Annotated in this window: 17 protein-coding genes, 3 pseudogenes and 1 riboswitch; of the genes and pseudogenes, 12 read left to right on the forward strand and 8 right to left on the reverse strand. The window is 51.1% G+C overall.

Annotated features, from left to right (window positions below; all coding sequences use genetic code 11):
* Positions 1-19: 19 nt before the first annotated feature.
* Both A4S02_RS04585 and A4S02_RS04590 read right to left on the reverse strand, forming a co-directional pair.
* Positions 20-574: a TetR/AcrR family transcriptional regulator gene (locus A4S02_RS04585; protein WP_019089391.1), complete on the reverse strand. Its 555-nt coding sequence runs from the start codon at positions 572-574 to the stop codon at positions 20-22.
* 169 nt (positions 575-743) lie between these two features.
* Positions 744-1325, reverse strand: a complete 582-nt coding sequence (locus A4S02_RS04590; protein WP_070323087.1) for a TetR/AcrR family transcriptional regulator — start codon at positions 1323-1325, stop codon at positions 744-746.
* Positions 1326-1461: 136 nt separating this feature from the next.
* Here A4S02_RS04590 and A4S02_RS04595 point away from each other — a divergent pair, with 136 nt between their 5' ends.
* On the forward strand, positions 1462-2646 hold the full coding sequence (locus tag A4S02_RS04595) for an alpha/beta hydrolase (RefSeq protein WP_070323088.1): 1185 nt from the start codon (positions 1462-1464) through the stop codon (positions 2644-2646).
* A gap of 99 nt (positions 2647-2745) precedes the next feature.
* Positions 2746-3978: a Na+/H+ antiporter NhaA gene (gene nhaA, locus A4S02_RS04600; RefSeq protein ID WP_082246752.1), complete on the forward strand. Its 1233-nt coding sequence runs from the start codon at positions 2746-2748 to the stop codon at positions 3976-3978.
* Positions 3979-4222: 244 nt separating this feature from the next.
* On the opposite strand, the gene katE is transcribed toward nhaA, so the two are convergent.
* On the reverse strand, positions 4223-6361 hold the full coding sequence (gene katE / locus A4S02_RS04605; protein WP_070323089.1) for a catalase: 2139 nt from the start codon (positions 6359-6361) through the stop codon (positions 4223-4225).
* A 178-nt stretch (positions 6362-6539) separates the two neighbouring features.
* Here katE and arfB point away from each other — a divergent pair, with 178 nt between their 5' ends.
* Positions 6540-6962, forward strand: a complete 423-nt coding sequence (arfB, locus tag A4S02_RS04610; RefSeq protein ID WP_070323090.1) for an alternative ribosome rescue aminoacyl-tRNA hydrolase ArfB — start codon at positions 6540-6542, stop codon at positions 6960-6962.
* Positions 6963-7349: 387 nt separating this feature from the next.
* Here arfB and A4S02_RS04615 read toward each other — a convergent pair whose 3' ends face one another.
* Positions 7350-8735 carry an IS1380 family transposase gene (locus tag A4S02_RS04615; protein WP_070323091.1) on the reverse strand — a complete coding sequence of 462 codons (1386 nt, stop codon included), beginning with the start codon at positions 8733-8735 and terminating at the stop codon, positions 7350-7352.
* Positions 8736-8871: 136 nt separating this feature from the next.
* On the opposite strand from A4S02_RS04615, the gene A4S02_RS04620 reads away from it, so the two are divergent.
* The gene (locus tag A4S02_RS04620) at positions 8872-9087 is read left to right on the forward strand and encodes a hypothetical protein (RefSeq protein WP_070323092.1); all 216 of its coding nucleotides are present in this window, start codon (positions 8872-8874) and stop codon (positions 9085-9087) included.
* 51 nt (positions 9088-9138) lie between these two features.
* Positions 9139-10035 (forward strand): annotated as a pseudogene (locus A4S02_RS04625) (cellobiose phosphorylase); the annotation flags it as partial.
* A gap of 5 nt (positions 10036-10040) precedes the next feature.
* Here A4S02_RS04625 and A4S02_RS04630 read toward each other — a convergent pair.
* Positions 10041-10865: an IS5-like element IS12528 family transposase gene (locus tag A4S02_RS04630; protein WP_082246712.1), complete on the reverse strand. Its 825-nt coding sequence runs from the start codon at positions 10863-10865 to the stop codon at positions 10041-10043.
* Between the two features lie 61 nt (positions 10866-10926).
* Between A4S02_RS04630 and A4S02_RS04635 the strand changes: the two are divergent.
* A pseudogene (locus tag A4S02_RS04635) lies at positions 10927-16130 on the forward strand (glucoamylase family protein); the annotation flags it as partial.
* A gap of 133 nt (positions 16131-16263) precedes the next feature.
* Here A4S02_RS04635 and A4S02_RS04640 read toward each other — a convergent pair.
* Positions 16264-17343, reverse strand: a complete 1080-nt coding sequence (locus A4S02_RS04640) for an IS5 family transposase (RefSeq protein ID WP_070323094.1) — start codon at positions 17341-17343, stop codon at positions 16264-16266.
* Positions 17344-17423: 80 nt separating this feature from the next.
* Here A4S02_RS04640 and A4S02_RS04645 point away from each other — a divergent pair.
* The 4 genes and pseudogenes from A4S02_RS04645 to A4S02_RS04660 all read left to right on the forward strand — a co-directional run.
* Positions 17424-19298: pseudogene (locus A4S02_RS04645) on the forward strand (GH36-type glycosyl hydrolase domain-containing protein); the annotation flags it as partial.
* A 65-nt stretch (positions 19299-19363) separates the two neighbouring features.
* On the forward strand, positions 19364-20704 hold the full coding sequence (locus tag A4S02_RS04650) for an amidohydrolase family protein (protein ID WP_070323096.1): 1341 nt from the start codon (positions 19364-19366) through the stop codon (positions 20702-20704).
* A 353-nt stretch (positions 20705-21057) separates the two neighbouring features.
* The gene (locus tag A4S02_RS04655) at positions 21058-22263 is read left to right on the forward strand and encodes an IS701 family transposase (protein ID WP_070323097.1); all 1206 of its coding nucleotides are present in this window, start codon (positions 21058-21060) and stop codon (positions 22261-22263) included.
* Positions 22264-22490: 227 nt separating this feature from the next.
* Positions 22491-23315 carry an IS5-like element IS12528 family transposase gene (locus A4S02_RS04660; protein WP_082246712.1) on the forward strand — a complete coding sequence of 275 codons (825 nt, stop codon included), beginning with the start codon at positions 22491-22493 and terminating at the stop codon, positions 23313-23315.
* On the opposite strand, the gene A4S02_RS04665 is transcribed toward A4S02_RS04660, so the two are convergent.
* Positions 23306-23677 carry a GNAT family N-acetyltransferase gene (locus A4S02_RS04665; protein WP_228142450.1) on the reverse strand — a complete coding sequence of 124 codons (372 nt, stop codon included), beginning with the start codon at positions 23675-23677 and terminating at the stop codon, positions 23306-23308. The two genes, A4S02_RS04660 and A4S02_RS04665, sit on opposite strands and share 10 nt — an antisense overlap.
* A 216-nt stretch (positions 23678-23893) precedes the next feature.
* Positions 23894-24013, forward strand: a riboswitch (TPP riboswitch).
* A 61-nt stretch (positions 24014-24074) separates the two neighbouring features.
* On the opposite strand from A4S02_RS04665, the gene thiD reads away from it, so the two are divergent.
* Positions 24075-24875, forward strand: a complete 801-nt coding sequence (thiD, locus tag A4S02_RS04670; protein WP_070323098.1) for a bifunctional hydroxymethylpyrimidine kinase/phosphomethylpyrimidine kinase — start codon at positions 24075-24077, stop codon at positions 24873-24875.
* Positions 24876-24922: 47 nt separating this feature from the next.
* Here thiD and A4S02_RS04675 read toward each other — a convergent pair whose 3' ends face one another.
* Positions 24923-25225: a hypothetical protein gene (locus A4S02_RS04675; RefSeq protein ID WP_070323099.1), complete on the reverse strand. Its 303-nt coding sequence runs from the start codon at positions 25223-25225 to the stop codon at positions 24923-24925.
* Positions 25226-25551: 326 nt separating this feature from the next.
* On the opposite strand from A4S02_RS04675, the gene A4S02_RS04680 reads away from it, so the two are divergent.
* On the forward strand, positions 25552-25989 hold the full coding sequence (locus A4S02_RS04680; RefSeq protein WP_082246861.1) for a DUF2946 domain-containing protein: 438 nt from the start codon (positions 25552-25554) through the stop codon (positions 25987-25989).
* Positions 25990-25992 lie beyond the last annotated feature (3 nt).

Genomic DNA, 25992 nt, shown 5'->3' on the forward strand with positions numbered 1-25992 from the left:
TTGGTTCCTGTTTTAAAGATCATGGTGTTTCTGCTTGGGGCGTAATAAGCCGCAGGCAATCTGTAAACACTGTATCCCATCCAGACTGATCCATAGCGATAAAGCCGAAGCTTCTGAGAAGGAAAGCCCCTTCGGCTGCAAAAATTGCGGTACGTGCCTGACGTGCATCTTCTGAGGTGGCGTTACAATCTCCAAACCATCCAGCATACCATTCCCGTATCCGGTTGAGGTATTTGGGAGATTGCAGCAAGGTAATCAGCATGCCTACCATTCTGGCTTGCGTGGCAGCATCTATCTGACGGCAGGCCATAACATAAGCGCGCGCCCGTTCTGCCAATGATGCCTTGGGCCCTGCATATTTTTCTATTTCCAGATCAAAAGCCGCGATCCAGCGATCAATCATGGCGGTAATCAGGTCGTCCTTGTTGCCAAAGCAATATTGCAAACCGCCTTTGGTAATTCCTGCGGCCTTGGCTACGGCATCAAGTGTTAAAGCGGTGGCTCCGCCCTTCTGAACAAGCTGCTCCGCGCTGTCCAGAACACTCTCCCGATCGATGGTTCTGCGGCGGCCCATGCACCGTCCTCTATTATTTCAATCCGTCCGGATGGAATTAAAATGAGAGCGATGATTGTGCAACCGCATTATTGGAATACACGGATGCATTTTGAGAATAGCAGAAAGCAGCCTGATATAAGCGCACAATTAACAATAACATTATGATAATAAAAGTAAAAATTTCATTTTACAGCCTTAGGGCATCTTCAATAAGGGCATTCAGCGTCATCCCCTCACCTTCTCGCGTTAGCAAGGCTTCTAAAAGACCGTCTATCGCCAATACAGCCAAGCCGTGCACTCTGGCCCACAAGGCTGCGCGTGCGCCAGCACATGTATGGGCGGAATGCTGGCCTTTTAGGTCTCCTACCAATTGCGTGAGCATGGTGGATGTTTTGGCCGAAGCCGCAGCCAGATGCGGATCTTGCCTATCAATCACATCACTGCGGAACATAAGGGTGAACAGACCGGGATGTTGCATGGCAAACTGCACATAAGCCACGCCAACAGCATGTGGCCCTTTATCAAGCAGCGGCGTAAGCGTTGCTACCAGCTCTTCATACCCTATTGTTGCCAGGGCACTGAGCAAGCCTGTTAAATTTCCAAAATGCGGAATTGCTGCTGTTTGTGAGACACCCGTATGGCGCGTAATGGCCCGTAGCCCTAGGGTCATAATGCCCTGTTCCTCTAAAATAGTGCGTGCAGAACGCAAAAGAGCAGCGCGCAGATCTCCGTGATGGTAAGTTTTTTTAGGCTGCACAGGCTGGGCCATTACGTGTTTTCCAGAATATTCACGATGACCATCAGAACACTTGACATTCTTTTCCCATGCCCCATTCTTAACAGTGTTAAGTTTCAACTTATCGGGCAGTCAAACACAAGACCAATAGCCTGAGGAAGGATCCCTCTTGCGTTTTCTCTCCTCTGTTTATCATGTTTCTCGTTTGGTTGCTGGTCTTTGCCTTATGAGAGTAAGTTCCAGCGCCATTGCTGCTACGGCATCTCCTTCTGGCACGGCTGGTACGCTTACGTCGTCTCAATCTCTGCCAGATGCTTTTACGCTGCCAGATGCTGGGCGTTCCCTACGTATTACCTACCTTTCCACCAATGGCATTACGGGCAAAGGGCTTGTGCCGGTTACGGCAGAAGTTATTTTGCCCGCAGGCAAGCCGCCTGCTGGTGGGTGGCCCATTGTTGCTTGGGCACATGGTACGGTAGGTGTTGCAGACCGCTGCGCCCCTTCTAACAATCCGTGGAGCGCACGTAACAAGCGTTATCTTTCTGAATGGATGAAACGCGGCTTTGCCGTAGTAGGTACGGATTATCAGGGGTTGGGAACCTCCGGCATGCATCCGTATCTGAACACGCGTGTAGAAGCCTACAATCTGCTGGATGGCGTAAAAGCCGCTTTGGCTTCGGTGCCAGGTTTGCAGAACAAGATCATGATTGTTGGGCAATCTCAAGGTGGTGGGGCTGCTTTTGCCTCAGCAGCTTTTGCGCCAACATATGCGCCAGAACTGAATATTCGGGGCACGGTGGCCACGGGTGCGCCTTATATTACACCAGAACTGCTTAAGCAGATAGCAACGGCACCGGATAATGCGCCGTATAATCCGGTTATGGTTTATACGCTTTATCTGGCACAGGGGCTTTCTGGGTATGATAAGGGCTTTAAGCCAGAAAGCGTTTTTACAGCCAAAGCCATGCCAGCTTACCGTGCAGCAGCCAATCTGTGCGTGCATGAACTGACAGATAAGGTAAAGGAAGATGGGCTAAATTTCAGCAACTCCCTTAAGCCTGATTTTGCAAAAAATTTGGCTCCGGCTTTACAGGCCATGCAATACCCCACCATGCATCTGGCTCAACCTCTGTTCATTGGCACAGGAGAGCTTGATAAAGATGTGCCTCCGCCTCTTCAGTACGGGTTGGTAAAGGCTGCCTGCGCCGCTGGCACAGTTGTGCAGGCGCATGTTTATAAAGGGCTGAACCATGATCAGACGGTGAATGCCTCATTGCCAGATTCAGCTTCTTTCACGCAGGAGGTTATGAGCGGGCAAGTTGTTACGCCTCAGTGCACCCCCGCGCCAGAATAAAATCATCCAAATATATTCGAGTTCGATGGTAGGAAGAAAAGCGGCGGATTTACGCTTTTTTCCCTTGTGCGGGGCATGTAACGCCTTCAATATTCACGCATGACAGATACTTCTGCTGCGTGCACTCATCGCATCCATCGCTTTTTGCAATCTCCGGCAGGAGGTGCAACAGCTCTCCTTCTCGCCTCACTTGCGGGGGTTGTTCTGGCAAACTCGGCTTGGTCTGGCGGTTATGAAGCCCTAATTACAACACCAATGCGGTTGCCTTTTTTAGGGCCGCATACGCCAGATACGCTTGCAGCATGGGTATCTGATGGGTTGATGACGCTGTTTTTCCTGCTGATTATTCTGGAAATCAAGAAAGAGATGGTTTCGGGCCATCTTTCATCAATGCGCCAGATTGCCCTGCCATTGATTGGCGCATTGGGTGGTATGGCTGTGCCTGCGCTTACCTACCTTCTGGTAACGTATAAGCATGCAGAAGCAGTTCATGGATGGGCCATTCCTGTGGCTACTGATGCCGCATTTACACTGCCCGTTATTATGGCGCTGGGTACGCGTGTTTCTGCCGGGGCGCGTGCGTGGCTGATGGCGCTTGCCATTTTTGATGATGTACTGGGTATTGTTGTTATCGCCCTGTTTTACGGCTCTGCGCTTTACTGGCCCGCACTGGCTGGTGTGCTATGTGTAACCACGGCCATGATTGCTGCAAACCGGCTGGGTTGCAGATCTTTGTGGGTTTATTCTGCCTGCTGCCTGCTGCTTTGGGGTATGCTTTTATCTTCCGGCCTGCATCCAACGCTTGCCGGGGTTATAACTGGCCTGTGCCTGCCTGCCCAACCGCGAGCAACAGATACAGAACAGATTACACCGCTTGAAAAAGTATCCTCCGCATTAACACCTTTCGTAACATGGTTGGTGCTGCCCTTATTCGGTTTTATGAATGTTGGAGTTTCTCTTGCTGGTGTGCATATGGGCACGCTTCTTGCCCCCGTTCCCCTTGGCATTATGCTGGGGTTGGTGGTGGGAAAGCCCGTTGGTGTATTTGGGGCAACCATATTGTCGTTCCAACTGCGCATAGCGCCTGCCCCAGCCGCAACATCGGTAAAAATGCTTTTCGGACTTTCTTTGCTATGTGGAATTGGCTTTACCATCAGCCTGTTTATTGCCGGTCTGGCATTCAAGGACGTTGATACGATGGTATCGGCAAAGCTGGGGATATTTGCGGGGTCTGTTATTGCGGCATTGGCTGGTTGGTGCTGGCTGCGCTGTTTACCTGTTACACAGCGCAGCCAGTATTCTGCAAACCTTGCGGCTATGAGTGGCAAATAGATTTACATGTCAATTTGCTTTGTGTCCGCCAAAATAAACTCTGCAGACGCATACCCCTATTTGTCACCGCGGGTAGAATATGAATGACCGACGTGGGTAAAAACCCCTCACGCCGGTCATTCATGCGCTAAAGGATTGGGACGATAAATATGCCCATAGCCTAAAGCAGAAAAAAATAGATACCTGGTAAAAGTTGTCAGCCCTCACCTACATTCATAAACGCACGTAAGGGCTGGTTCCTATCTTAATCCAGCTTTTCACGTTGCCAGAAGCGCAGTGCGCCGCAGGTTTTTACAAACGCGTTAGTATCGTTTTTGTTGCCGAGCTTGATACAGCCTTTATCAACATCTTCTGCCAGACCGGCCTTTTTGAACAACGTGCAGGCCTCTGCAGAATAGCCAATAAATTTGCAGTGCGCGAAGGCATCGGTCAGGAAATCCTTGGCGGCAGGGTTGCCGGCCAGAACTTTTGTGCCTTCCTTGGAAGCCAGAATGGCTACGGCATCATAAAGTACAGACGGTCCCCCATCTATCTTCTGCTGTGCTGGCACTTTAGTGCCGTCCGATAGTGTAATGCCGCCAATTTTGGGGGCAACCACTTCGTAATTGGCTTTTTCCGCCTGAAGGGCAGCAATTAGCGCGTTAAAAAGATCTGCATCTACGCCATCTGTTGCCAGAATACCCATTTTTCGGCCTGCAAATGTTTTTGGCCCATTTTTAAGGATACTGAGCGCATCAGATGGTGGCAGATCGGTACGCGTAGGCTGTGTTCCCTGTGCGAGTTCAGGTAATGGCAAGCCCAGACCATCTGCTACTGTTGTTGCCAGATCCTCATCAATGTGCAGCAGATGGGATACAACGCGGGAGCGGATATCGGGCCGTTCTACCTTGCTCAGCTCAAACGTAATGGCATCTGCTATATGCTTTTGCTCAATGGGTGTCTGGCTGATGTAAAACTGCCGGGACTGGCTGTAATGGTCTGAAAAACTTTCAGGCCGCAGCCGCCGTTTGGGGCCAGTTTCCTCGCTCGCAAAACTGCGGAATCCCTGTTTGGGGTTTTCACGCGGGCCACCTGCTGCACCCCAGCTATTTGGCTCGTAATTGGCGCGGCCTACAGGGTTGTGCATAGCCATGTGCCCATCCTGCTGAAAATGCGCCATAGGGCATTTAGGAGCATTAATGGGGATATGCGTAAAATTGGGGCTGCCAAGCCGCTTTACCTGCGTATCCAGATACGAAAAATTCCGTCCCTGAAGCAGAGGATCGTTGGAGAAATCAATGCCTGGCGGCACATTCTGGGTGCAGAATGCAACCTGCTCTGTTTCGGCAAAAAAGTTATCAACAACGCGGTCCAGCACCAGACGGCCCACTATTCTTACGGGCACCAGTTCTTCAGGAATAAGTTTGGTGGGGTCTAGCACATCGAAATCGAACTTTTCGGCAAATTCTTCATCAAAGAGCTGTACGCCAAGTTCCCATTCGGGAAAATCTCCGCTGGAAATTGCACTCCAAAGGTCTCGCCGGTGGAAGTCAGGGTCTGCCCCATTGATCTTGACCGCTTCATTCCAGACAACAGACTGCAAGCCCTGCTTTGGCTTCCAATGAAACTTCACAAAGGTTGAGCGATCATTGCTGTCCAGAAAACGGAATGTATGCACCCCAAATCCTTCCATAAAACGGAAGGACCGCGGAATGCCCCGGTCTGACATCACCCACATGATCATATGGAAGCTTTCTGGGCTTAGCGAAATGAAATCCCAGAAGTTGTCATGAGCAGATTGAGCCTGCGGAAAATCGCGGTCTGGCGCTGGTTTTACGGAGTGCACCATATCAGGAAACTTGATGGCATCCTGAATGAAAAATACCGGGATATTGTTGCCAACCAGATCCCAGTTGCCTTCCTTGGTGTACAGCTTGACGGCAAAACCTCGAACATCTCGCGCAACATCAAACGAGCCTTTGGAACCCGCAACCGTGGAAAACCGAACAAAAGCAGGCGTGCGTTCCCCCACATTCTGAAAAATAGCTGCGCGGGTTACGTCTTGCAGGCTGTCTGTCAGCTCAAAATAACCATGTGCGCCATAACCGCGGGCATGCACAACGCGTTCGGGAATACGTTCATGGTCAAAATGGAAAATCTTTTCCCGGAAATGGAAATCCTCCATCAAGGCCGGACCACGCGCACCGTAGCGCAGTGTGTTTTGATCATCCGCTACGGGAATACCCTGAGCAGAGGTGAGCGTTGCAACATCATCGCCAGCTTGTTGATGTGTTTCTCCGCCGTTTCCCTGTTGTTCATTATAGCTGCTGGGTTCAAATTTATCTTTATCTGCCTTTAAACCGTTTTTGGCAGCCTTGCTTGCCGTATTTTTTTTGACAGCCATAATCTTCTCCTTGCCAGTGTTTCGGCAGGAGCGTCGTCCCTTTATATATCTAAAATCGTACACTCTAAGGTTTCGTCGCTCCCCGTATTCTAATTCTTACGCATGAAATGCAAAAAGGTTCCAGCGGCAGATTTCGGGCACATAAGCATAACAACACAAAACGCGTTATGTTGAGTTTATGGCAATCTCTATTCTCCCCAACATTTCTCTGGCCGATTCCGAACTGGAGGTCTCTTATATTCTAGCCTCTGGCCCAGGTGGACAGAATGTGAACAAGGTTGCCACGGCGGCCCAATTGCGGTTCGATGCAGCGCGTTCTGCTTCATTGCCAGACCGTGTGCGTACGCGCTTGCTGGAACTGGCGGGAAGCCGTGCTACGCGAGATGGGGTTATTGTTATTACGGCACGGCGGTTTCGCACACAGCAGCGCAACCGTGAGGATGCGATAGAGCGTTTGGCTGCATTGATACGTGAAGCCGCACATCGCCCGGCTTTTCGTGTTGCCACCCGCCCTAGCCGCGCTGCGCGCCAACAACGGTTGAAGGGAAAAGCGCATCGCGCACGTATTAAACAAGGGCGGACTGTGCGGTTTGATGATTGATATTGGAAAATAAGCCAATGTGAATGGTTTGCTATTTCCTTTAAAAATTATTTTTGGCTCTATCTTTTAAGATACAAACCGTTCTGGAACGTTCAATGCGTTCCAGCGTTGAATAACGGCTGAATACTTGGCGGTTAGAATAATATTTTATCTGTCAGGTAACTTAATTTTCTTTCTCGAAATCTACCCAAAGTACAATCGACGCGGATTTCTCACACTTGAGGCAATTTCAGGTCATTTTGTAGAGTTCAGTCATCCCACAGGAGCCCGATCTGGAATATTGACGATATTCTGCTTCTGGCGGCGGGTTCTGAACGCAGTGAGGGTGTCACGGCCTGAGAAGGCAGTGTTGGTGGAAGCTATGTGGTCTGTGCACTGTCTGTTTCTTCAGATGGCCTGCCGGAGCCTTCGCAATCGTGCATGAGCGAGGGCGAATTCATGCTGACAGGGGAACATGTCCGGCATGGACAGGACAATCCGACGGACGCTGAGCGTGACACGTGTCGCGATTTTGAGCAGTCGTGCGCGTATGGTGCCACAGGTCGCCGTCTCCAGGCTGGTCTGGCCAAGGGCCAGTCTTTGCAGAGCGGTCAGCAGGACATAGGCTGCGGCCGAGAACCACAGCCGGAGCTGGTTGGCCCGGATGGTGTGGGACGAGGTCCTGTCTGAGAACAGATCCATCTGGCATTCCTTGATGCGGTTTTCCATATCCCCGCGTGCGCAGTAAATCTGTTCGTAGAGATGGCGGGGGTCGGACATTCCCTGCGGTAGCGTGGTGACAATAAAGCGATGATAGCGGTTGCCATGGCGCCATTCGACCTTGGCCACGACCCGCCTGCGGCGCGTCCAGCTGTCCTTTGTGATCCAGTCAAAGGAGGCGAAACCGCGCGCAGCTCTGCCTGTCGTGGCGGCTTCGTCACGAACCTCAGCGGACAAAGAGGCAATCCGGTCATACAGGCGGGTGTTGCCTGCAAGCCCGAACAGGAAGTCAACGTGGTTGTCTTCGCACCATGTCATCAGACTGTCCCGGGCGAAACCGCTGTCCCCACGCACCAGGATACGCACCCGGGGCCAACGGCTCCTGATCTGCTCCACGATCCGGCGGATGTCTGCCAGTGCTTCCTTCCCCGGGTCCCTGTCTGCCGTGCGCAGGGTAGCGCTGAGGAGATGGTCCCCGCAGAAGACATACAGGGGAAGATAGCAGTTATGGCCGTAATATCCATGAAAGGCGCGGCCTTCCTGATGGCCATGGATACGGTCATCGGTGGCATCCACATCCAGAACGATCCGGGCGGGTGCGCGCTCATGCTGGTCCATGAAAAGCGTCACGAACAGGGTAGCCAGGGCCTCATGATCAGCAATGATGCGGCAGTAACGATCTGCCTGCTGCCCACTGCGCTCTAGCCGGTTCAGCGTGGATTTTCCTGCCAGTGCCGCACAGTTGGCCCGGCTTCCTGACAGACGTCCCGATACCAGACCCATGACAGGATCATGACGTAAAGCGTCATGGTCATTAAGGTCTTCATAGCCCAGTGCCAGGCCCATGATCCGCTGACGGACAAGGTCTTCAACCCGGTATTCCACAAAGGCAGGATGCCGCTCATCGCGAAAACAGGCAGCAAAACGGCGACTGAACCCCAGACTATCATCGACCTGCTTTACCAGGATGACACCGCCATCCGAACTCATGCGACCCCCGTCAAAACGGGCTACAACACGCCGTCCACAGGAGGCTGGAAATTCATACGCGCCTGCGCTACACTCTGTTTGCATCGGGTTTTCTTATAGCTTACGAAAATTTCTTTTACACAAAATAGACTTTTTCATAATCTAACCCGATGTACAACCCTTCTGTGAGATTTCCGCGTCGAAACGTCTGCGGCTGGTTTCTCTTGGATGGAGAACGAATATGCGCACTCCCTTTGTAAAGAATCAGGCTCCTTCTGCTGCACCCAAAACAAAAAAGAAGGTGGAGCAGAGGGCTGCTGATGACAAAACAGTTGGTAAAGCTGATTCGTCACTCCCCAATAAAGCAGAAAATAAACAGGTAAAAAGCCATACTTTGTTAGAAGAAAAGGCACTTTCTTCTCATACGAAAACAAGAAAAAGCCTGTTCCGGAAATAACGAATAAAGGCCGCATTTAGCTTTGTAAGGCCCTTATCAGGGAGTTGGTATATGCGTACAGAACAACCATCAGATACCGGCCCCAAAAGTGCCCATTTTTCGTTTTTGCGCCGTTTGTTTGGGGGGCATATTCATGTCAACATACAGGATGATCTCTTCCCGATAAAAAGCGAAATTTTTGGTATTGAACGTCTGGAAGCTCATGCCAGAAGTTTGGCGGCAGCACAGGCTGTTGTGCCTGCCAAGCATAATCGGCGCGGGCAACCTCTTAAGCGCCGGTTGGCTGAAAATGCCGCCCTGCTTGCTGCAGCCAATGAAACAGTTACCAAGGCAAGCCAAAGGGGCCGATTGTTGCCACCAGCAGCCCAGTGGTTGGCAGATAACTATGCCCTTATTGATATGCAGATTAGAGAAACCAGTCTGGATTTGCCAAGTGGGTATTACACGCGCCTGCCCAAGCTTGCGAATGGTCCTTTTATTGGTTTACCGCGCGTTTTTGGTATTACATGGGCTTTTGTTGCGCATACAGACAGCTACCTTCAGCCTGATTTCTTGCGTAGGTTTCTGCTTGCCTACCAAACAGTTACGCCACTTACTATGGGTGAGCTTTGGGCTGTTCCCATTACTTTACGTATTGTTTTAATAGAAAATCTGCGCCGTATTGTAAGCGCTATTATAGATAGCCATGCCAGCCAACAGGCGGCTGATCTTTTGGCCGATCAGCTTGCATCTGCCCGAAAGAGCAATGCCGCAACATTGTCTGGCATATTATCCCAAATAGACCCGCGCATTATTACGCCTGCATTTACAGCGCAGCTTGCGCATCGTTCAAGAGGAATAGATCCCGTTCTTGTATGGCTGGAACAACGTCTGGCAGATAAAAAAACTAACATTGAGAAAGGCATTCAAGAGTATTTACAAACGCAGGGTGCCTTAAGAGCCCTTTTGGAAATTCACGGATGAGCGTTTCGGCGTAGCATGAGGCTTCCCATGGCGATGTGGATCATGGCCTCTGCGACGTCGATCCGCTGTTCGTAGTCCTTCACAAGGCGACGCCAGCGGATCATCCAACCGAAGGTCCGTTCCACAACCCACCGACGCGGCAGGATTTCAAACCCTTTTGCTGTCTCTGACCGCCGGATGATCTCGACTGTGAAGTCGAGAAAAGTGGCCTTATCCATCAACTGGAGGCGGTCATAGGCTCCATCGGCAAACAGGTGCTTCACCCAAGGCCAGCGTTTGCGAATGGCATCAAGGATCATCTGTCCTCCTGCACTGTCCGAAATATCGGCTGTTGTCAGCTGGACCAGGAGAAGGCGGCCATCCGTATCAACTGCGATGTGACGTTTCCGACCGACGATCTTCTTGCCTGCGTCATAACCACGTGTCTTTGCGTGGGGTGCCTTGATACTCTGGCTATCAATGACACCACCCGATGGACTGGTTTCGCGTCCTGTCGCTTCACGATCGAGCATCAGACAGACATCATGAATGGTCTGGAACAGGAAACGGCGCATCAGCCTGCGGAACCACCAGTAAACCGTTTGCCATGGGCCAAAATGAACCGGAAGCATCTCCCAACCGCAGCCTGAGCGCACGAGATAGCGCAGAGCATTGATGATCTCACGGAAATCGGTTGTCCGTTTCCGACCACGCCGGTTCGCAGGGGGCATCAGAGGCGCTATGCGCTCCCATTCCTCATCTGTCAGATCAGACGGATAGCGTTTCGTCTTGCGTGTAATTCCGGCCATGCGGCCTCGTTGTGCTGGCGTCCACATCCTGCCTTTGAATCACGCTCAAAACCTCTTGAAAACCTATCATAGCGAATTTCCAAAAGGGCTCTTAGATGGTATCCCGGTAAAATTGCGCACAATGGTGGTTATTCCTGCCCTTCTTACCAACGTAAAAACGGTGGATGAACTTTTATCCCGGTTGGAAATTCACTATCTGGCCACTCATGATAGTGGTGTTTATTTTGCGCTTTTAACAGATTGGTCTGATCATTCAGAGGCATCTGCACCAGAAGATGATACACTTTTTCAGTTAGCTTCTGCTGGTATTCATCATCTTAACGAAAAATACGGGTCTGTGCCGGATGGTAACAGGTTTCTCCTTCTACATCGCCACAGGGTTTGGAGCGAGAGTGAAGGCGTATGGATGGGGTGGGAGCGCAAACGGGGAAAGCTGCATGAACTGAACCGCCTGTTGCGCGGTGCAACAGACACCACTTTTTTGGCAGAATGCTGCCAGAATATTCCCCAAGCCGTAAAATATATCGTCACCCTAGATGCCGATACACGCCTGCCCCTTGAAACAGTAAAAAAATTGGTGGGCAAACTGGCGCATCCTCTTAATGCGCCGCAATTCAATGCAACAACCGGGCGTGTGCAGCAGGGTTATGCCGTTCTGCAACCTCGTGTGACACCCTCTTTGCCTATCGGGCATCAGAGCACTTTGTTCCAACGTATTTTCTCAGCATCTAGCGGTATAGATGCCTATTCCTCTGCAATATCAGATCTTTATCAGGATATGTTTGGAGAAGGATCTTACGCAGGCAAAGGTATTTACGAAATTGATGCGTTTGAAGCCGCCTTGGCCGGACGTGTGCCGGAAGCCACTCTTTTAAGCCATGATCTGTTTGAAGGTATTTTTGCGCGTGCCGGATTGGTTTCTGACATTGAGGTGATAGAGGAATTTCCGACAGACTACTTGGTTGCGGCTCAAAGGCTCTATCGCTGGACACGAGGAGACTGGCAACTGCTACCTTGGATTGTTTCTGGCATATTCCGTACCCCTTCCCCGCGCGACAGTTTATCTGGAATTGCGCGTTGGAAAATGGTGGATAACCTGCGCCGCACCTTATGCGCACCCTTTACTTTGTTGGCTCTGATTATCTGCTGGGTTTTGTTGCCAGAAAACGCTGGTATCTGGACACTGTTTATACTTCTGATTATGGCTCTGCCTGCTTTTCTGCCGGTTATTCCAGATATTGCCCCGCGCCGGGAATGGATTAGTTTTCGCAGCTATTTTAATGTGTTGGGGGCATCCATTTCCAATGCCGTTGTTATGACGGCACTTAACATCACGTTTCTGGTGCATCAGGCCTGCCTATTGGGTGATGCGATTATCCGTACCCTTGGGCGTGTTTTTGTAACACGCCGATATTTGTTGCAGTGGGTGCCTGCGGCGCAAACGGCAGATCTTCTACAGTCCGGCTTGCTGCAATATTACCTGAAGATGCTTTCTGCCCCACTTATTGCAGCCATTCTTGTCATACAGGTGACCATGCAAGATGTGGGAAACCTGATTTTTATTGGCCCTTTGGCCATTCTATGGGCGTTTTCTCCCGCCATTGGGTTATGGACAAGTCGCGCGGCAATTTTAACGGCTCAATCGCGCCCGTCCCGCACAGATATTCGCACTTTGCGGCTTACAGCTCGCAATACATGGCGTTTTTTTGAAGAATTTGTAACAGCGGATGATCACATGCTTCCGCCGGACAATTTTCAGGAAGTGCCCTTTCCCGTTATCGCCAGACGCACATCTCCCACCAATATCGGGCTTTATCTTTTATGCACGGTTAGCGCCTATGATTTTGGCTGGAATGGCTTGGCTGATACAATAGAGCGGCTTGAAAACACCTTTAAAACACTAGATGCATTGGAAAAATACAAAGGGCATTTGTATAACTGGTACAGCACGGCTGATCTGGAACCGTTGGCTCCTTTATATGTTTCCACTGTAGATAGCGGTAACTTTGCTGGCCATCTTGTTGCTTTGGCACGTGCTTGCCGAGAATGGACTATACATACAACACAGCCATCCATGTGGCGTGAGGGTATATCAGATGCCATTACCCTTGCCATTACAGATCTTACTTTCCGTAATGGTGAGCGGTTGCAGAATACAAAACAGCAAAAAGTTTTGATCCGATCACTTGCACGGTTAAAAACGTCTGTTCTGAGTGCTTCTGAAGTAAAAACAGAGGCCGGATTGCTGTTGTTACTGAAACAGGCGCAAACCATAGCAGAACACGCAGCCCATCTTTATGCAGAAAGCAATGAAGCAGAAGAACAAACAGATTCAGCCCCGCTTTTCTGGTCTCTTGCGCCATTAAAAGCGATTGAAAGCCATCTGCGTGATTTAGACCATACGTATAGCACAACCTTTGACGCCCGCCTGAAAGTGCTGCAAACCAAAGCTGCCATGCTTGCATATGGTATGGACTTTGCTTTTTTGCGTGATCCTGCACGCAAACTTCTGTCTATTGGGTTTGTTGTTACCGAAGATACCCCAGATAGTAATTGTTATGATCTTCTGGCTTCTGAATCCCGGCTGGCGATCTTTTTTGCCATTGCAAAAGGAGACATTCCTGCGCGGGACTGGTTCCGCCTAGGGCGCGCCCTAACTTCTGCTGGCAGTGGAGCAGCACTGGTATCGTGGTCGGGCTCAATGTTTGAGTATCTTATGCCTTCTCTGGTTATGCGTGCGCCTATCGGCAGCCTGCTTCAGCAAACCAACGCGCTTATCGTGCTGCGGCAGATTGCTTACGGGCAATCTCATGATATTCCATGGGGTATTTCAGAATCAGCCTATAATGTGCGGGATGTAGATTACACCTATCAATACTCAAACTTTGGCATTCCGGGGCTGGGGCTCAAACGTGGCCTTGGGCAGGATAGAGTTGTGGCGCCCTATGCTACCTTGTTAGCCTCTATGGTTGATCCGCAAAAAGCCGTTGCCAATCTGTCTGTTCTGGAAAAAACAGGCGTACACGGTCGATACGGTTTTTACGAAGCTCTGGATTATACCCCAGAACGCGTGCCGGATGGGCAGGATATGGCCATTGTGCAGGCTTACATGGCGCACCATCAGGGTATGTCCATCCTTTCTGTGGCAGATGCAGTTCTTGATGGCATTATGAGAAAACGCTTTCATGATGACCCCGTAATTGCCTCGGCTGAACTGTTGTTGCAGGAACGTGCGCCCCGTACAGGCGCTGTGGCTCACCCTCTGCCAATAGAAGAATACCCTCTTCCGCGTTCGGAATTGCCGCAAGCAGCATCTGGCCGATATTACGGTACGGATTACACACCAGCACCCGTTACGCACCTTCTTTCCAATGGGCGTTATACCGTCATGCTAACAGCAGCGGGATCTGGCTACACAATGTGGCAAGGTCAGGCCGTGACGCGCTGGCGGGAAGATCCAACGCTGGATAATTTTGGATCATATCTTTACCTGAAAAACGTAAAGACCGGGAAAGTATGGTCTGCTGGCATTCAACCCTGTGGGGAGGAGCCAGATGATTATGTAAGTGTTTTCCATGAAGACCGTGCAGAGTTCACCCGGCGTGATGGCTCCTTAACCACAACAGTGGAGGTTATGGTTTCTGCCGAAGATGATGCTGATGTACGCTACCTGACCGTTTTTAATGGGGGCTATGATAGTGTTGAAATAGATATTACATCTTATGCAGAATTGGCTTTGCTTCCGCCAGATTCAGACCTCGCGCATCCGGCGTTTACCAAACTGTTTGTAGAAACAGATTATCTGCCAGAAGCCAAAGCCCTTATAGCAACCCGCAGGCGGCGCACCCCCAATGAGCCTGAAATCTGGGCTGCGCATGTGGCTGTATGTTCTACCCCCATTATGGTGGAAACAAACCGTGCGCAGTTTATTGGGCGCGACCATACAGCCCAGTCTCCCGCAGCACTGGCGGGCAAAACACAACTTTCTGGGCAAACAGGCACGGTACTAGATCCCTGCTTTGCCATTCGTAGCCGCGTAAGTATCAAGCCCGGTGCTACAGCGCGGATAACGTTCTGGACAATGGTTGCCTCATCCCGTCAGGAACTCGAACGCCTGATTGAGGTGCATCAGGATGATACAGCGCTGGATCGTGCTCGCACACTGGCCTGGACACAAGCGCAGATTCAATTCCGGCATTTTGATATTACCCCGGCAGAAGCCGATCTGTTCCAACGTTTGGCGGGTCATATTCTGTTTGCAAATGCCGCTTTGCGAGCACCATCCGCAGTGATCATACAAGGCATGGCAGCCCAGCCGACACTATGGGAACAAGGTATTTCTGGTGATCTGCCTCTGGTGGTTTTACGCGTAAAGGATACGCCAGATACAGATATTGTCCGGCAGGTTCTGCTGGCGCATGAATACTTGCGGCTTAGCAGGTTGCTGTTGATCTGGTGCTGATTAATGAGCATCCATCGTCCTACCTGCAGGATCTACAGAATACTCTTGAAAACCTTGTTCGCTCCATGCCCAAAACGGCAACAGTGGCTGGTTCCATCTGCATTTTACGGGCTGATCTGGTTTCCACACCGGTAAAGAATCTTTTGTTAGCCGCAGCTCGCGTTGTTCTTACGGCAGATAAGGGTTTGGCGGAACAACTTGATCAGGCCGATGTGATGGTGGCTCCAAAATCTGTTCTGTTCCAAACGCCGCATGTGTTTACGCCCAGTGCGTTCAAAGTGCCTGATATTCCTGAACTTGAATTTTTCAATGGTCATGGCGGGTTTGCTGATAATGGACAGGAATATGTGGTTGTGCTGGCATCTGGCCGCACAACGCCAGCCCCATGGATTAACGTTATTGCCAATGATACTGTGGGTTTTCAGGCTTCTGCCGAAGGCAGCGGCTACACATGGGCACTAAACAGCCGCGAGCACCAGATAACTCCGTGGTCCAATGACCCTGTTAGCAATCAACCGGGTGAAATTTTTTACCTACGGGATGAAGATACTAAGGTATTATGGAGCCCCACAGCAGCTATCCGTCGCGATGTAGATGCAACCTATGTTAGCCGCCACGGGCGGGGTTATACGCGGTATGATCGTATTGCGCACGGTATAGGCAGCACGTTGTTGCAATATACACCGGTAAAAGACCCTATAAAGATTTCTCGCCTTCAACTGCATAATCTTTCTGGCCATGCCCGCACGCTTTCTCTTACCGGATATGTTGAATGGGTGCTTGGCACGGCGCGCGCTAAAACAGCGTCCTTCATTACAACGGAAATAGATGGAGGGATCGAAGAACCGTTGGTTGATGCGCTTGGCTCGTGATTTCAGGCTTTTGGCGATTTGATTGACGGTTTTTGGGGTAGCTTTTGATCTGCGTTTTGAGCAGATCGGGGACTGCCGTCCCGCTGGATGACTACGCGCTCGCGTTCAACCTTTCGAGGAAGAGGAAGCGGCGCATGTTGTAGACGATATTGGCCAGCCCGATCCTCATGGTGGCCCGGGTGATACCGACAGTTCGGATGAACAACCCCGTCTGTGATTTCTGGTCGGCAAAGACGTGCTCGACGCGTGATCGGATCACGGACTTTCCAGCATTCGATTTCTGGATATGTCGGGGCATAGGCTTGAGATGCGGCTTTTTTCTGTGAACCTTTGAGACAAAACCCTCTTTGTCCATGAAGTCCTCATTCGCTTTCGAGCGATAAGCTGTATCAGCCCAAACGCTTGAGGCCGTATTGGTTTTATCTAACAGCCCCTCTCTCAATCGCGCACCATCACTGGCGGCGGCATCCGTCGTCTTCCATTTTCGGATGAACCGAAACTTCCGGTCGATGGAGACGTGGGATTTGTAGCCAAAGAACGGGATGGCGAGATCGCTCGACGGTATGGTTCCATCGTCCTGCCGCTTCGCCTTCGTGAACTTAAGTGTCCATCGTGCATGACGATCCTTATGCGACCTCTTTGCGGGCTTGTCCTGCCAGTCTTCTGGAATACGTCCTGCCCGGAGATCCGCTTTCTCAGCGTTCGTATTGCGCTGCTTTGGAGCAGCCACCAGTGTTGCATCCAGGATCTGACCAGACATCGGGAGATAACCGGCGTTCCGCAGGGTCGCGTCAAATCGGTCAAACAGCCTTTCAATGGCACCCGCCTGTGTCAAACGCTCACGAAACAGCCAGACCGTTTTGGCATCCGGCACGCGGTCCGACAGCCCCAATCCCAGAAAGCGCATGAACGACAGGCGGTCGTTGATCAGATACTCTGTCCGTTCATCAGACAAATTGTTCAACGTCTGGATGACCAGAATTTTGAACATCAGCACCGGATCAAACGGCGGACGTCCGCCTTTACTTCCGTCTGAATAGGCCAGAGCCAGCTCCAGATCAGGGCGGAACACCTCAAAATCCACAGTCCGGGAAAAGGCCTCCAGCTGATCGCCAAGCCCGCTCAGCCGAGCAAGGCGCTCTTCAACATCAAAGAAACCAGGCTGCTTCATCTTCCACCATCCCCAATCAACGCCGAAGAAATGGAATCACACAGAACAGCTCAGAACCAAAGGGTTTTTCGAACCCTCCAGATGACGCCACAGAGGCGCTATTTGCTTACAACCGTTGGAGTGCCGTTTACGGTGGCCGCGTAGCCTTTGCTGATATTGGTGGCTACGTCACAGCCTGCTCGGGGGACCGCACAACCTTTGTTGGCAGAAACGGTACATTAGATAGCCCGTATGCCCTAACACTGGCAGATACCGTGCAGGGCAGTACAGGTGCTGGGCTTGATCCATGCGGTGTTTTGCAAACCATTGTTACCCTACCGGCAGATGGACGGGTGGAAATTGTTTTCCTGCTAGGAGAAGCAGAAAACGAGGCTGAAGCCAGACAGATGATTGCCCATTACCGGACAGTTGATCTTGATACCGTTTTGGATGAGATCAAACAGCAGTGGAACCGTATTTGTGGTTCCATTCAGGTTAAAACGCCAGATCGTAGCATGGATATCATGCTGAATGGTTGGCTATTGTACCAAACACTTTCCAGCCGTGTGCGCGCCCGGGCAGGTTTTTATCAGGCCAGTGGCGCTTATGGTTTTAGAGATCAGCTGCAGGATGGCATGGCTCTTGCAGCCTCCTGCCCTGCTTTGGTGCGGGAACATCTTGTTCGTGCCGCTTCCCGACAGTTTGTAGAAGGCGATGTGCAGCATTGGTGGCTGCCGCAAACGGGGGCTGGGGTGCGCACCCATATTTCGGATGATTGCACATGGCTTGGTTACACAGTTGCACATTACGTAACCACAACGGGAGATATTGCCGTTCTGGATGAAAATATTGGTTTTCGGGAAGCCCCTCCGCTGCCCATAACCGAGCACGATAACTTTATGGTGCCAGCGCATTCGGCAGAAAGTGCAACGCTTTTTGAACATTGTGCGCGTGCGCTTGATCGGAGCCTTGCCGTGGGTGTGCATGGCCTTCCGCTCATGGGCACGGGGGACTGGAACGACGGTATGAACCGTGTGGGAGAACAGGGCCGTGGAGAAAGCGTATGGCTTGGCTGGTTCCTCTACACCACACTTGAGATATTTATCCCTATTGCCCGTGCCCGTAATGAAGATATGCGGGCGGATAAATGGCAGCAGCATACCCGCAAACTGGCCAGGGCATTGGAACATACATGGGATGGAGATTGGTACCTGCGGGCCTATTTTGATGATGGCACACCTCTTGGCTCCCACACTATGCCGGAATGTCAGATAGATGCCATTTCCCAATCATGGTCTGTGCTGTCTGGTGCTGCCATGCCGGAACGGGCCAACCATGCCATGCGCTCTGCTATTCATCGGTTAGTAAGGCAGCAGGATGGGCTTATTCTTGTACTTACGCCGCCGTTTGATAAAGCCATGCCAGACCCCGGCTATATCCGAGGGTACCCACCTGGTATACGTGAAAACGGCGGCCAGTACACCCATGCGGCTTTATGGACAGTTATGGCTATAGCGGTTTTGGGTGATGGTAATCTGACCCAAACGTTGTTCCATATGCTCAACCCCATCACCCATAGCCAGACGCCGGAACAAGCGGCACGTTACAAACTAGAGCCCTACGTTATTGCCGCAGATGTGTATTCCGAAGCCCCGCATGTTGGGCGTGGTGGATGGTCTTGGTACACAGGATCTGCCGGTTGGATGCAACGGGTGGGAACCGAGACTATTCTTGGGGTGCGCATCCATGCGGACAAGCTTTTGATAGACCCGTGTATTCCGCAGCATTGGCCGGAATTTGAGGTAACATTGCAATGGAAAACAGCGCGTTACAGTATTTTGGTAAAAAACCCAGATCATGTCTGCCGTGGTGTAAGAAAGATCAGCATAGATGGTGTGCAAACCTACATGATGCATGAAGTGAATATGCAAGATGATGGTCTTTTACATAAAGTAGAAGTGATCCTTGGTTCGTGAATATCTGATAAACATGGAGCGAATACCACTTTCTTCCCGTTCATGCCGCTATTAGGGAGATCAATATGCGTCGTATGTTTTTCATCACAACAGCTTTGTTCATGACAACTCCGGCGCTTGCAGCCTCATCACCTCCTGTTGCGCTCACGCATGTGCGTATTGTGGATGGCACAGGGGCGGCCCCCATAGAAGATGCAACACTTGTTATGCAGGGAGATCATATTCTTGCAGTGGGCAAGGGGGTGGCTATTCCCAAAGATGCCAAAGTGCTGGATCGTTCAGGAGATACGGTCTTGCCCGGCATTATCTCCGATCACAGCCATGTTGGGCAATATGAGGGTGTAACCACGGGCTCTCAATTTTATACACGTGCCAATATTATGGCGGCCCTTGGGCAGTATCGTCGCTATGGTGTCACCACGGTTACGGCATTGGGCAATAACGTGCCAGATGTGTTTGACCCACTCCGTAAGGAAGCACATGCAGGTAAAACACCGGCAGATTTGTTCGGGGTTGATCAAGGCATTGGCGTGCCCAATGGTGCATCGCCTGTAAATGTTGCCCCTAACCAGCTTTTCCGCCCCAAAACAGCCAATGAAGCCCGAGAAGCCGTGGACACAATGGCAGATGAAGGTACGGATCTGGTTAAAATCTGGGTTGATGATTTTGATGGTACGCTACCCGTTAAAATGAGCCCGGATATTATTGCTGCTGTTGTAGAGGAATCCCACAAACGCAAGCTGCGTGTGGCAGCGCATATTCATGATCTGGAAGATGCCCAGCATGTTGTTGCTGCCGGGGTGGATATTCTTGCTCATGGCGTGCGGGATAAACCCGTTACGCCAGATTTGATTGCAACGCTGAAATCCCACGGTATCTGGTATATTGCCACCCTTCAGTTGGATGAAGCCACAACAGCATGGGCTGATCGCACACAGTGGACGCAAACACCATTTGCAATAGCGGGTCTTTCTGGCCCTCTACAAAAACAGATTAACGATCCAGCATGGCAGGCACAGCACAAAGCAGGCAAACAAGCAGAGTTTGCCCGTACATCTTTAGCAATGAACCTGCAAAACCTGAAAACACTGCATGATGCTGGTGTAAAAATTGGCTTTGGCACAGATAGCGGCGCTACCCCTTTGCGGGTGCCGGGTGTGGCAGAACATCGAGAACTGGCCCTTACAGTGCAAGCGGGTCTGACACCTTTGGAGACCATTCATATCGCCACCCAGAACGCAGCAGATTTGCTGAATCTGTCTGATCGGGGCGTATTGACGCCGGGTAAACGGGCAGATGTAATGGTTGTTGCCGGTAACCCTACCACCAATATAGAAAATGCCGATAAGATTATTGAAACATGGGAAAACGGCGTAGCCATTTCTCCCCCTGTACTGCAAAAATAAAAAGCAGAATTTAAAACCCCCCGCTTTTTGCTCTAGACGCTGAAAAGGCGGGACCCTTACGTTTTATGGAAGGGAATTACTACTTACTGTGGCCGGTTTAAGCCGCACTATGCTGCATTAAAGTGGCTAAGGTTCAATTGCATAGCGCAGCGGGTTTGTTGAGGGAAACCACTTTCTACCTCATCTTGTAATACGGTCGCTAATCTTGGATTTATCAAGCTTTCAGGAAGAATTTTAAACCCAAAACGCGTATAAAAAGGCGCATTCCACGGCAGTTCCCGAAAAGTCGTAAGAGTGACTGCGCTTAGCACTACAGTTGCATTTTATGTTGAGTTCTGAATCTATGGGTAACCATGATTCAGGATATGATGAGTGGCGGTGCGTCTGTTGAAGAGACGCTAGAATTATGGGGGCGCTCGCTTCGGTCCGCCAAGGATCGGATGGCGCCGCTGTTCACGCAAAAACGTGTCGTAGATTCAGCCTGTGCTTTTCTTGATATTTTGATTGGCAATGAACCACGCAAGACGGGATGGATGCGAGCGGAAGCCGCAGGAGATCCTGGTCCATGGGGGCAGCAGGCGCTTCTGGGGCGCGGGCACTGGGATGCCGATGCCCTTCGTGATGTCGTTAGGGATTATGTGATCGAGCATCTGGGCACTGAAGAGGGCGTGCTGGTCATCGATGAGACCGGTTTTCTGAAGAAGGGTCAGGCGTCCTGCGGTGTGGGGCGGCAGTATACGGGATCTGCCGGCAAGATCACGAACTGCCAGATTGGTGTATTTGCCACCTATGTATCGGCGCGGGGCCATGCCTTTGTGGACCGCGCCCTGTATCTCCCGAAAGACTGGACATCGAACCGTGAGCGCCTGAAGCAGGCCCACGTTCCCGATGACGTGGTGTTTGCAACCAAACCGGCGTTAGCCTCGATGATGATTGAGCGGAGTATTGAGGCCGGTGTGCCCTTCCGCTGGGTTGCAGCAGACAGCGTGTATGGCGTCGGCGATGTGGAACGCACGCTTCGCCGGGCAGGAATTGGATATGTTCTTGGGGTCAAGGGCAATCACTGGTTCGGATCATGGGCAACGGAACCGCTGATTGCCGGAGAGGCGAAAGATATTGCAGCAGGACTGCCAGACCAGGCCTGGCGTCGTCTGTCAGCGGGGCACGGCACAAAAGGTGAGCGACTTTATGACTGGGCGTATCTTCCGCTTGCTGATCTGGATGCTGAAGAATTTGACAGCCCTATAGCCGGACCATGGACACGTGGCCTGTTGATCCGCCGAAACATCTCTGACGGGGACCTTGCCTATTTTACGACCTGGAGCCCGAAAGGGACAACCACGCAGGAACTCGTGAACGTTGAAGGGACGCGCTGGAGGATCGAAGAATGTTTCGAGACGGCCAAAAACGAATTTGGTCTTGATCATAACGAGACCCGCTCCTGGCATGGTTGGCATCGGCATGTCTCTCTGGTCATGCTGGCCTATGCCGTCATGGCAAGTGTCCGGTATCAGGCAAACTCATTGAAACCGAAAAAAACACAACGCAGAACACGATAATCGTCGTCCGCTGGTCCATTCAGGAAATCAGGCGCCTCGTCGTAAAACTTGCACAACGCAGACTACCCGTCCCTCACATCCTCAGATGGTCCGTCTTTCGACGAACGCATCAGGTCAGCGCTATCCGCGCTCACTCACGACACAAAATGCAACTGTAGTGTTAGAGCCCTTTTGGAAATTCGCTATGATAGGTTTTCAAGAGGTTTTGAGCGTGATTCAAAGGCAGGATGTGGACGCCAGCACAACGAGGCCGCATGGCCGGAATTACACGCAAGACGAAACGCTATCCGTCTGATCTGACAGATGAGGAATGGGAGCGCATAGCGCCTCTGATGCCCCCTGCGAACCGGCGTGGTCGGAAACGGACAACCGATTTCCGTGAGATCATCAATGCTCTGCGCTATCTCGTGCGCTCAGGCTGCGGTTGGGAGATGCTTCCGGTTCATTTTGGCCCATGGCAAACGGTTTACTGGTGGTTCCGCAGGCTGATGCGCCGTTTCCTGTTCCAGACCATTCATGATGTCTGTCTGATGCTCGATCGTGAAGCGACAGGACGCGAAACCAGTCCATCGGGTGGTGTCATTGATAGCCAGAGTATCAAGGCACCCCACGCAAAGACACGTGGTTATGACGCAGGCAAGAAGATCGTCGGTCGGAAACGTCACATCGCAGTTGATACGGATGGCCGCCTTCTCCTGGTCCAGCTGACAACAGCCGATATTTCGGACAGTGCAGGAGGACAGATGATCCTTGATGCCATTCGTAAACGCTGGCCTTGGGTGAAGCACCTGTTTGCCGATGGAGCCTATGACCGCCTCCAGTTGATGGATAAGGCCACTTTTCTCGACTTCACAGTCGAGATCATCCGGCGGTCAGAGACAGCAAAAGGGTTTGAAATCCTGCCGCGTCGGTGGGTTGTGGAACGGACCTTCGGTTGGATGATCCGCTGGCGTCGCCTTGTGAAGGACTACGAACAGCGGATCGACGTCGCAGAGGCCATGATCCACATCGCCATGGGAAGCCTCATGCTACGCCGAAACGCTCATCCGTGAATTTCCAAAAGGGCTCTAAGCTGGTATGCTTTTGCCCAACTACATGCCGTGAAAAGAAGTGCTGTTCCTATTCCCCGCCCCTGCTCTTTCTTACAAACGGACATTTCAAGAATATGAAACTCCTGTGCGTATATTCGCGCACAGAGAAAAGCGATAGGTTGACCGTTATTATCAACAGCAACCCAACTTGTGCCTGCGGTTATGGCAGAAAGATGTATATCCACCTGCAAAACAGTATGATCGGCTATCCAGCTTAATGAAGGGATCTGCCGGAAAATCTGCGCAGCAGATTGCTCAATAAGTGCAAGAACAGGCACATCCCCAATGCACGTCTTACGTATGGTGAAATCGGATTTATTCATTTTTCCATCTGCAATGTATTACGCCACAAATTCATAAGGCAACCATGCATAAGCCCCACCTTACCAGACATGCTTTGCGTATCAGGAACAAAACACCACGCATTATGATTTATACGATCAACCTGAAGATGTGGCGCAAGCCATTGCAAGGCTGAAGAATTCTACCAAACCTATATTTAATATGACGTGCATAAAAGGCCTTGTCCTGATACATTGCATATTACCGAGGGGTGCTCCGACAAGGGGCTGAGATATTGCAGAGCCAACAGGCAGCGTAATGACCCTTTGAACCTGATCCGGGTTATGCCGGCGAAGGGACAGGTTTTACCCCCCTATCCTTTTTGCTGGAATTGCGCGGCAGGGAGCCACGTTCTTGCGAAAAGGGAATTGCTTGACCATGATCGCCAATGTTTTGAGTATTGCCGGCACCGACCCAACAGGTGGCGCGGGGATTCATGCGGATATTAAAGCATTTTCGGCCATGGGGGCTTATGGCATGGCGGCCATTACGGCTGTTGTAGCCCAGAACACCCAAGGCGTACGATCCTTTGTGGCGCTAGACCCGCAATTTGTGGGCGAACAGATTGATAGCGTGTTTGATGATGTAAGGGTGGATGCCGTTAAAATTGGGATGGTCCCCAACAGCGGCATTGCCGAAGTGATTGCAGAACGTCTGCATCATCATGGTGCAAAAAATATTGTGCTTGATCCGGTTATGGTAGCCAAAAGTGGAGATCACCTTCTGGAAGGCAATGCCGTCAGGGCTCTCAGAGATCTTTTGGTGCCACTTGCAACGCTTATTACCCCCAACCTGCCAGAAGCGGGCGTTTTACTGAATGCTGATCCCACATGGACACTGGATGAAATGCGCTTACGAGTAAAAGAGTTGGCCAAGCTGGGGTCGGAATGGGTTTTGTTAAAAGGCGGACACCTTGAAGGATCAACCGAGAGTATTGATCTACTTTATGGCACAGGTGAAATTATTGAGTTTGCAGCGCCCCGTATCCACACACGTAATGATCATGGTACCGGCTGCACACTTTCTGCGGCAATAGCAGCTTTGCTACCAGCCAAGTCGGTGGAAGAGAGCGTGCGTGAAGCAAAAGTATATCTACATGGCGCACTAGCGGTAAGTGATACGCTTGATGTCGGGCATGGCCACGGCCCTCTGCACCATTTCCATCATTTGTGGAAATAATGGTTTTATCGGCATCAAACTACATGATGCCGATAAACAGAGCGGTATTAGAGTTCAATATCCACTTCACGAATACCAGCGCGCTGTGCGGCATCCGGGTGGCCTTGGTGGAAAGGCTCATCAGCAAGTAGTTTCACATCGCTCAGTTCAGACACAGCAAGGCAATCCCACTGCCCCTGAGCTGGCACACGTTTTTCATGAGTATCCACACCACGATACATCAGTACTTTTTCTACACCATCCCCTTTGCCCAAAGCGTGTGGGGACCCTACCTGCGGCTTGTCATGAAGCGTAAAAGCCACGACTTTTTTCTGTTCAATAGCAGTCCGTAAAATGCTGTAAGCTGACATGGTTTGTTTCCTCTTTGCAGGAATAACTGTCTGACCTGAATTCGGTTTCGAAATACAGGGAGCCGATAAAGACTTCATGCAGGTCTTTTATTGGGTTACGCCCCTTCATTCACAAAAGCGATAGAGTTGAGATAGGAGCAGCTATACCTGCCCTCACAACAGAACAGCCTTGTTGATCTTTGGTATGTGCCAGTTTACAGCCCGTTGTGTGAACGTGGTTCTTGTGTGTCACTTACTCTTTCTTGACAAAAGGCAAATTATCTTCCTTTAACAAGTACACAATTTGGAGAGGATTTTTGTCTAGATCAGCCACCATGCACGCAAAAATGTGCCTGTTTGCCAGCCGATGGCTGGTGGTCATTTGTGTGATGGTAGGGCTTGTTGGGCAGCTTTTCCTCCAAAGCCATGCGCAACTTGGGGAAATGCCCCGTGTTACGCTTGAACGCCTTACCGGCCTTCATATTGGTCCTGCACTTAAAAGCCCGGCATGTCCTGATATGGATGATGCTATGGTGATGCCTGTGGATGATGATGGGCATGATCCCACACACCATTCGCATGATGACAATGGGTTTTGCCCTCTTTGCCCCTTACTGCAACTGCCAGATATCGCCTTTATCGGGGTTTTTGTTGCCTTAAGCATTATGCTGCTGGCAAAGCGGCAGATCTATCATGATCGCGCACCACGGGCTCCACCTGCCGGTGTTTTTACGGGCCTTCCCCATACACGTGGGCCGCCTTCTTCCCTGTCATGTCTTTACTGACAG

Origin of the sequence: Acetobacter ascendens (genome assembly GCF_001766235.1) — a bacterium.
Classification (GTDB): Bacteria; Pseudomonadota; Alphaproteobacteria; order Acetobacterales; family Acetobacteraceae; genus Acetobacter; species Acetobacter ascendens.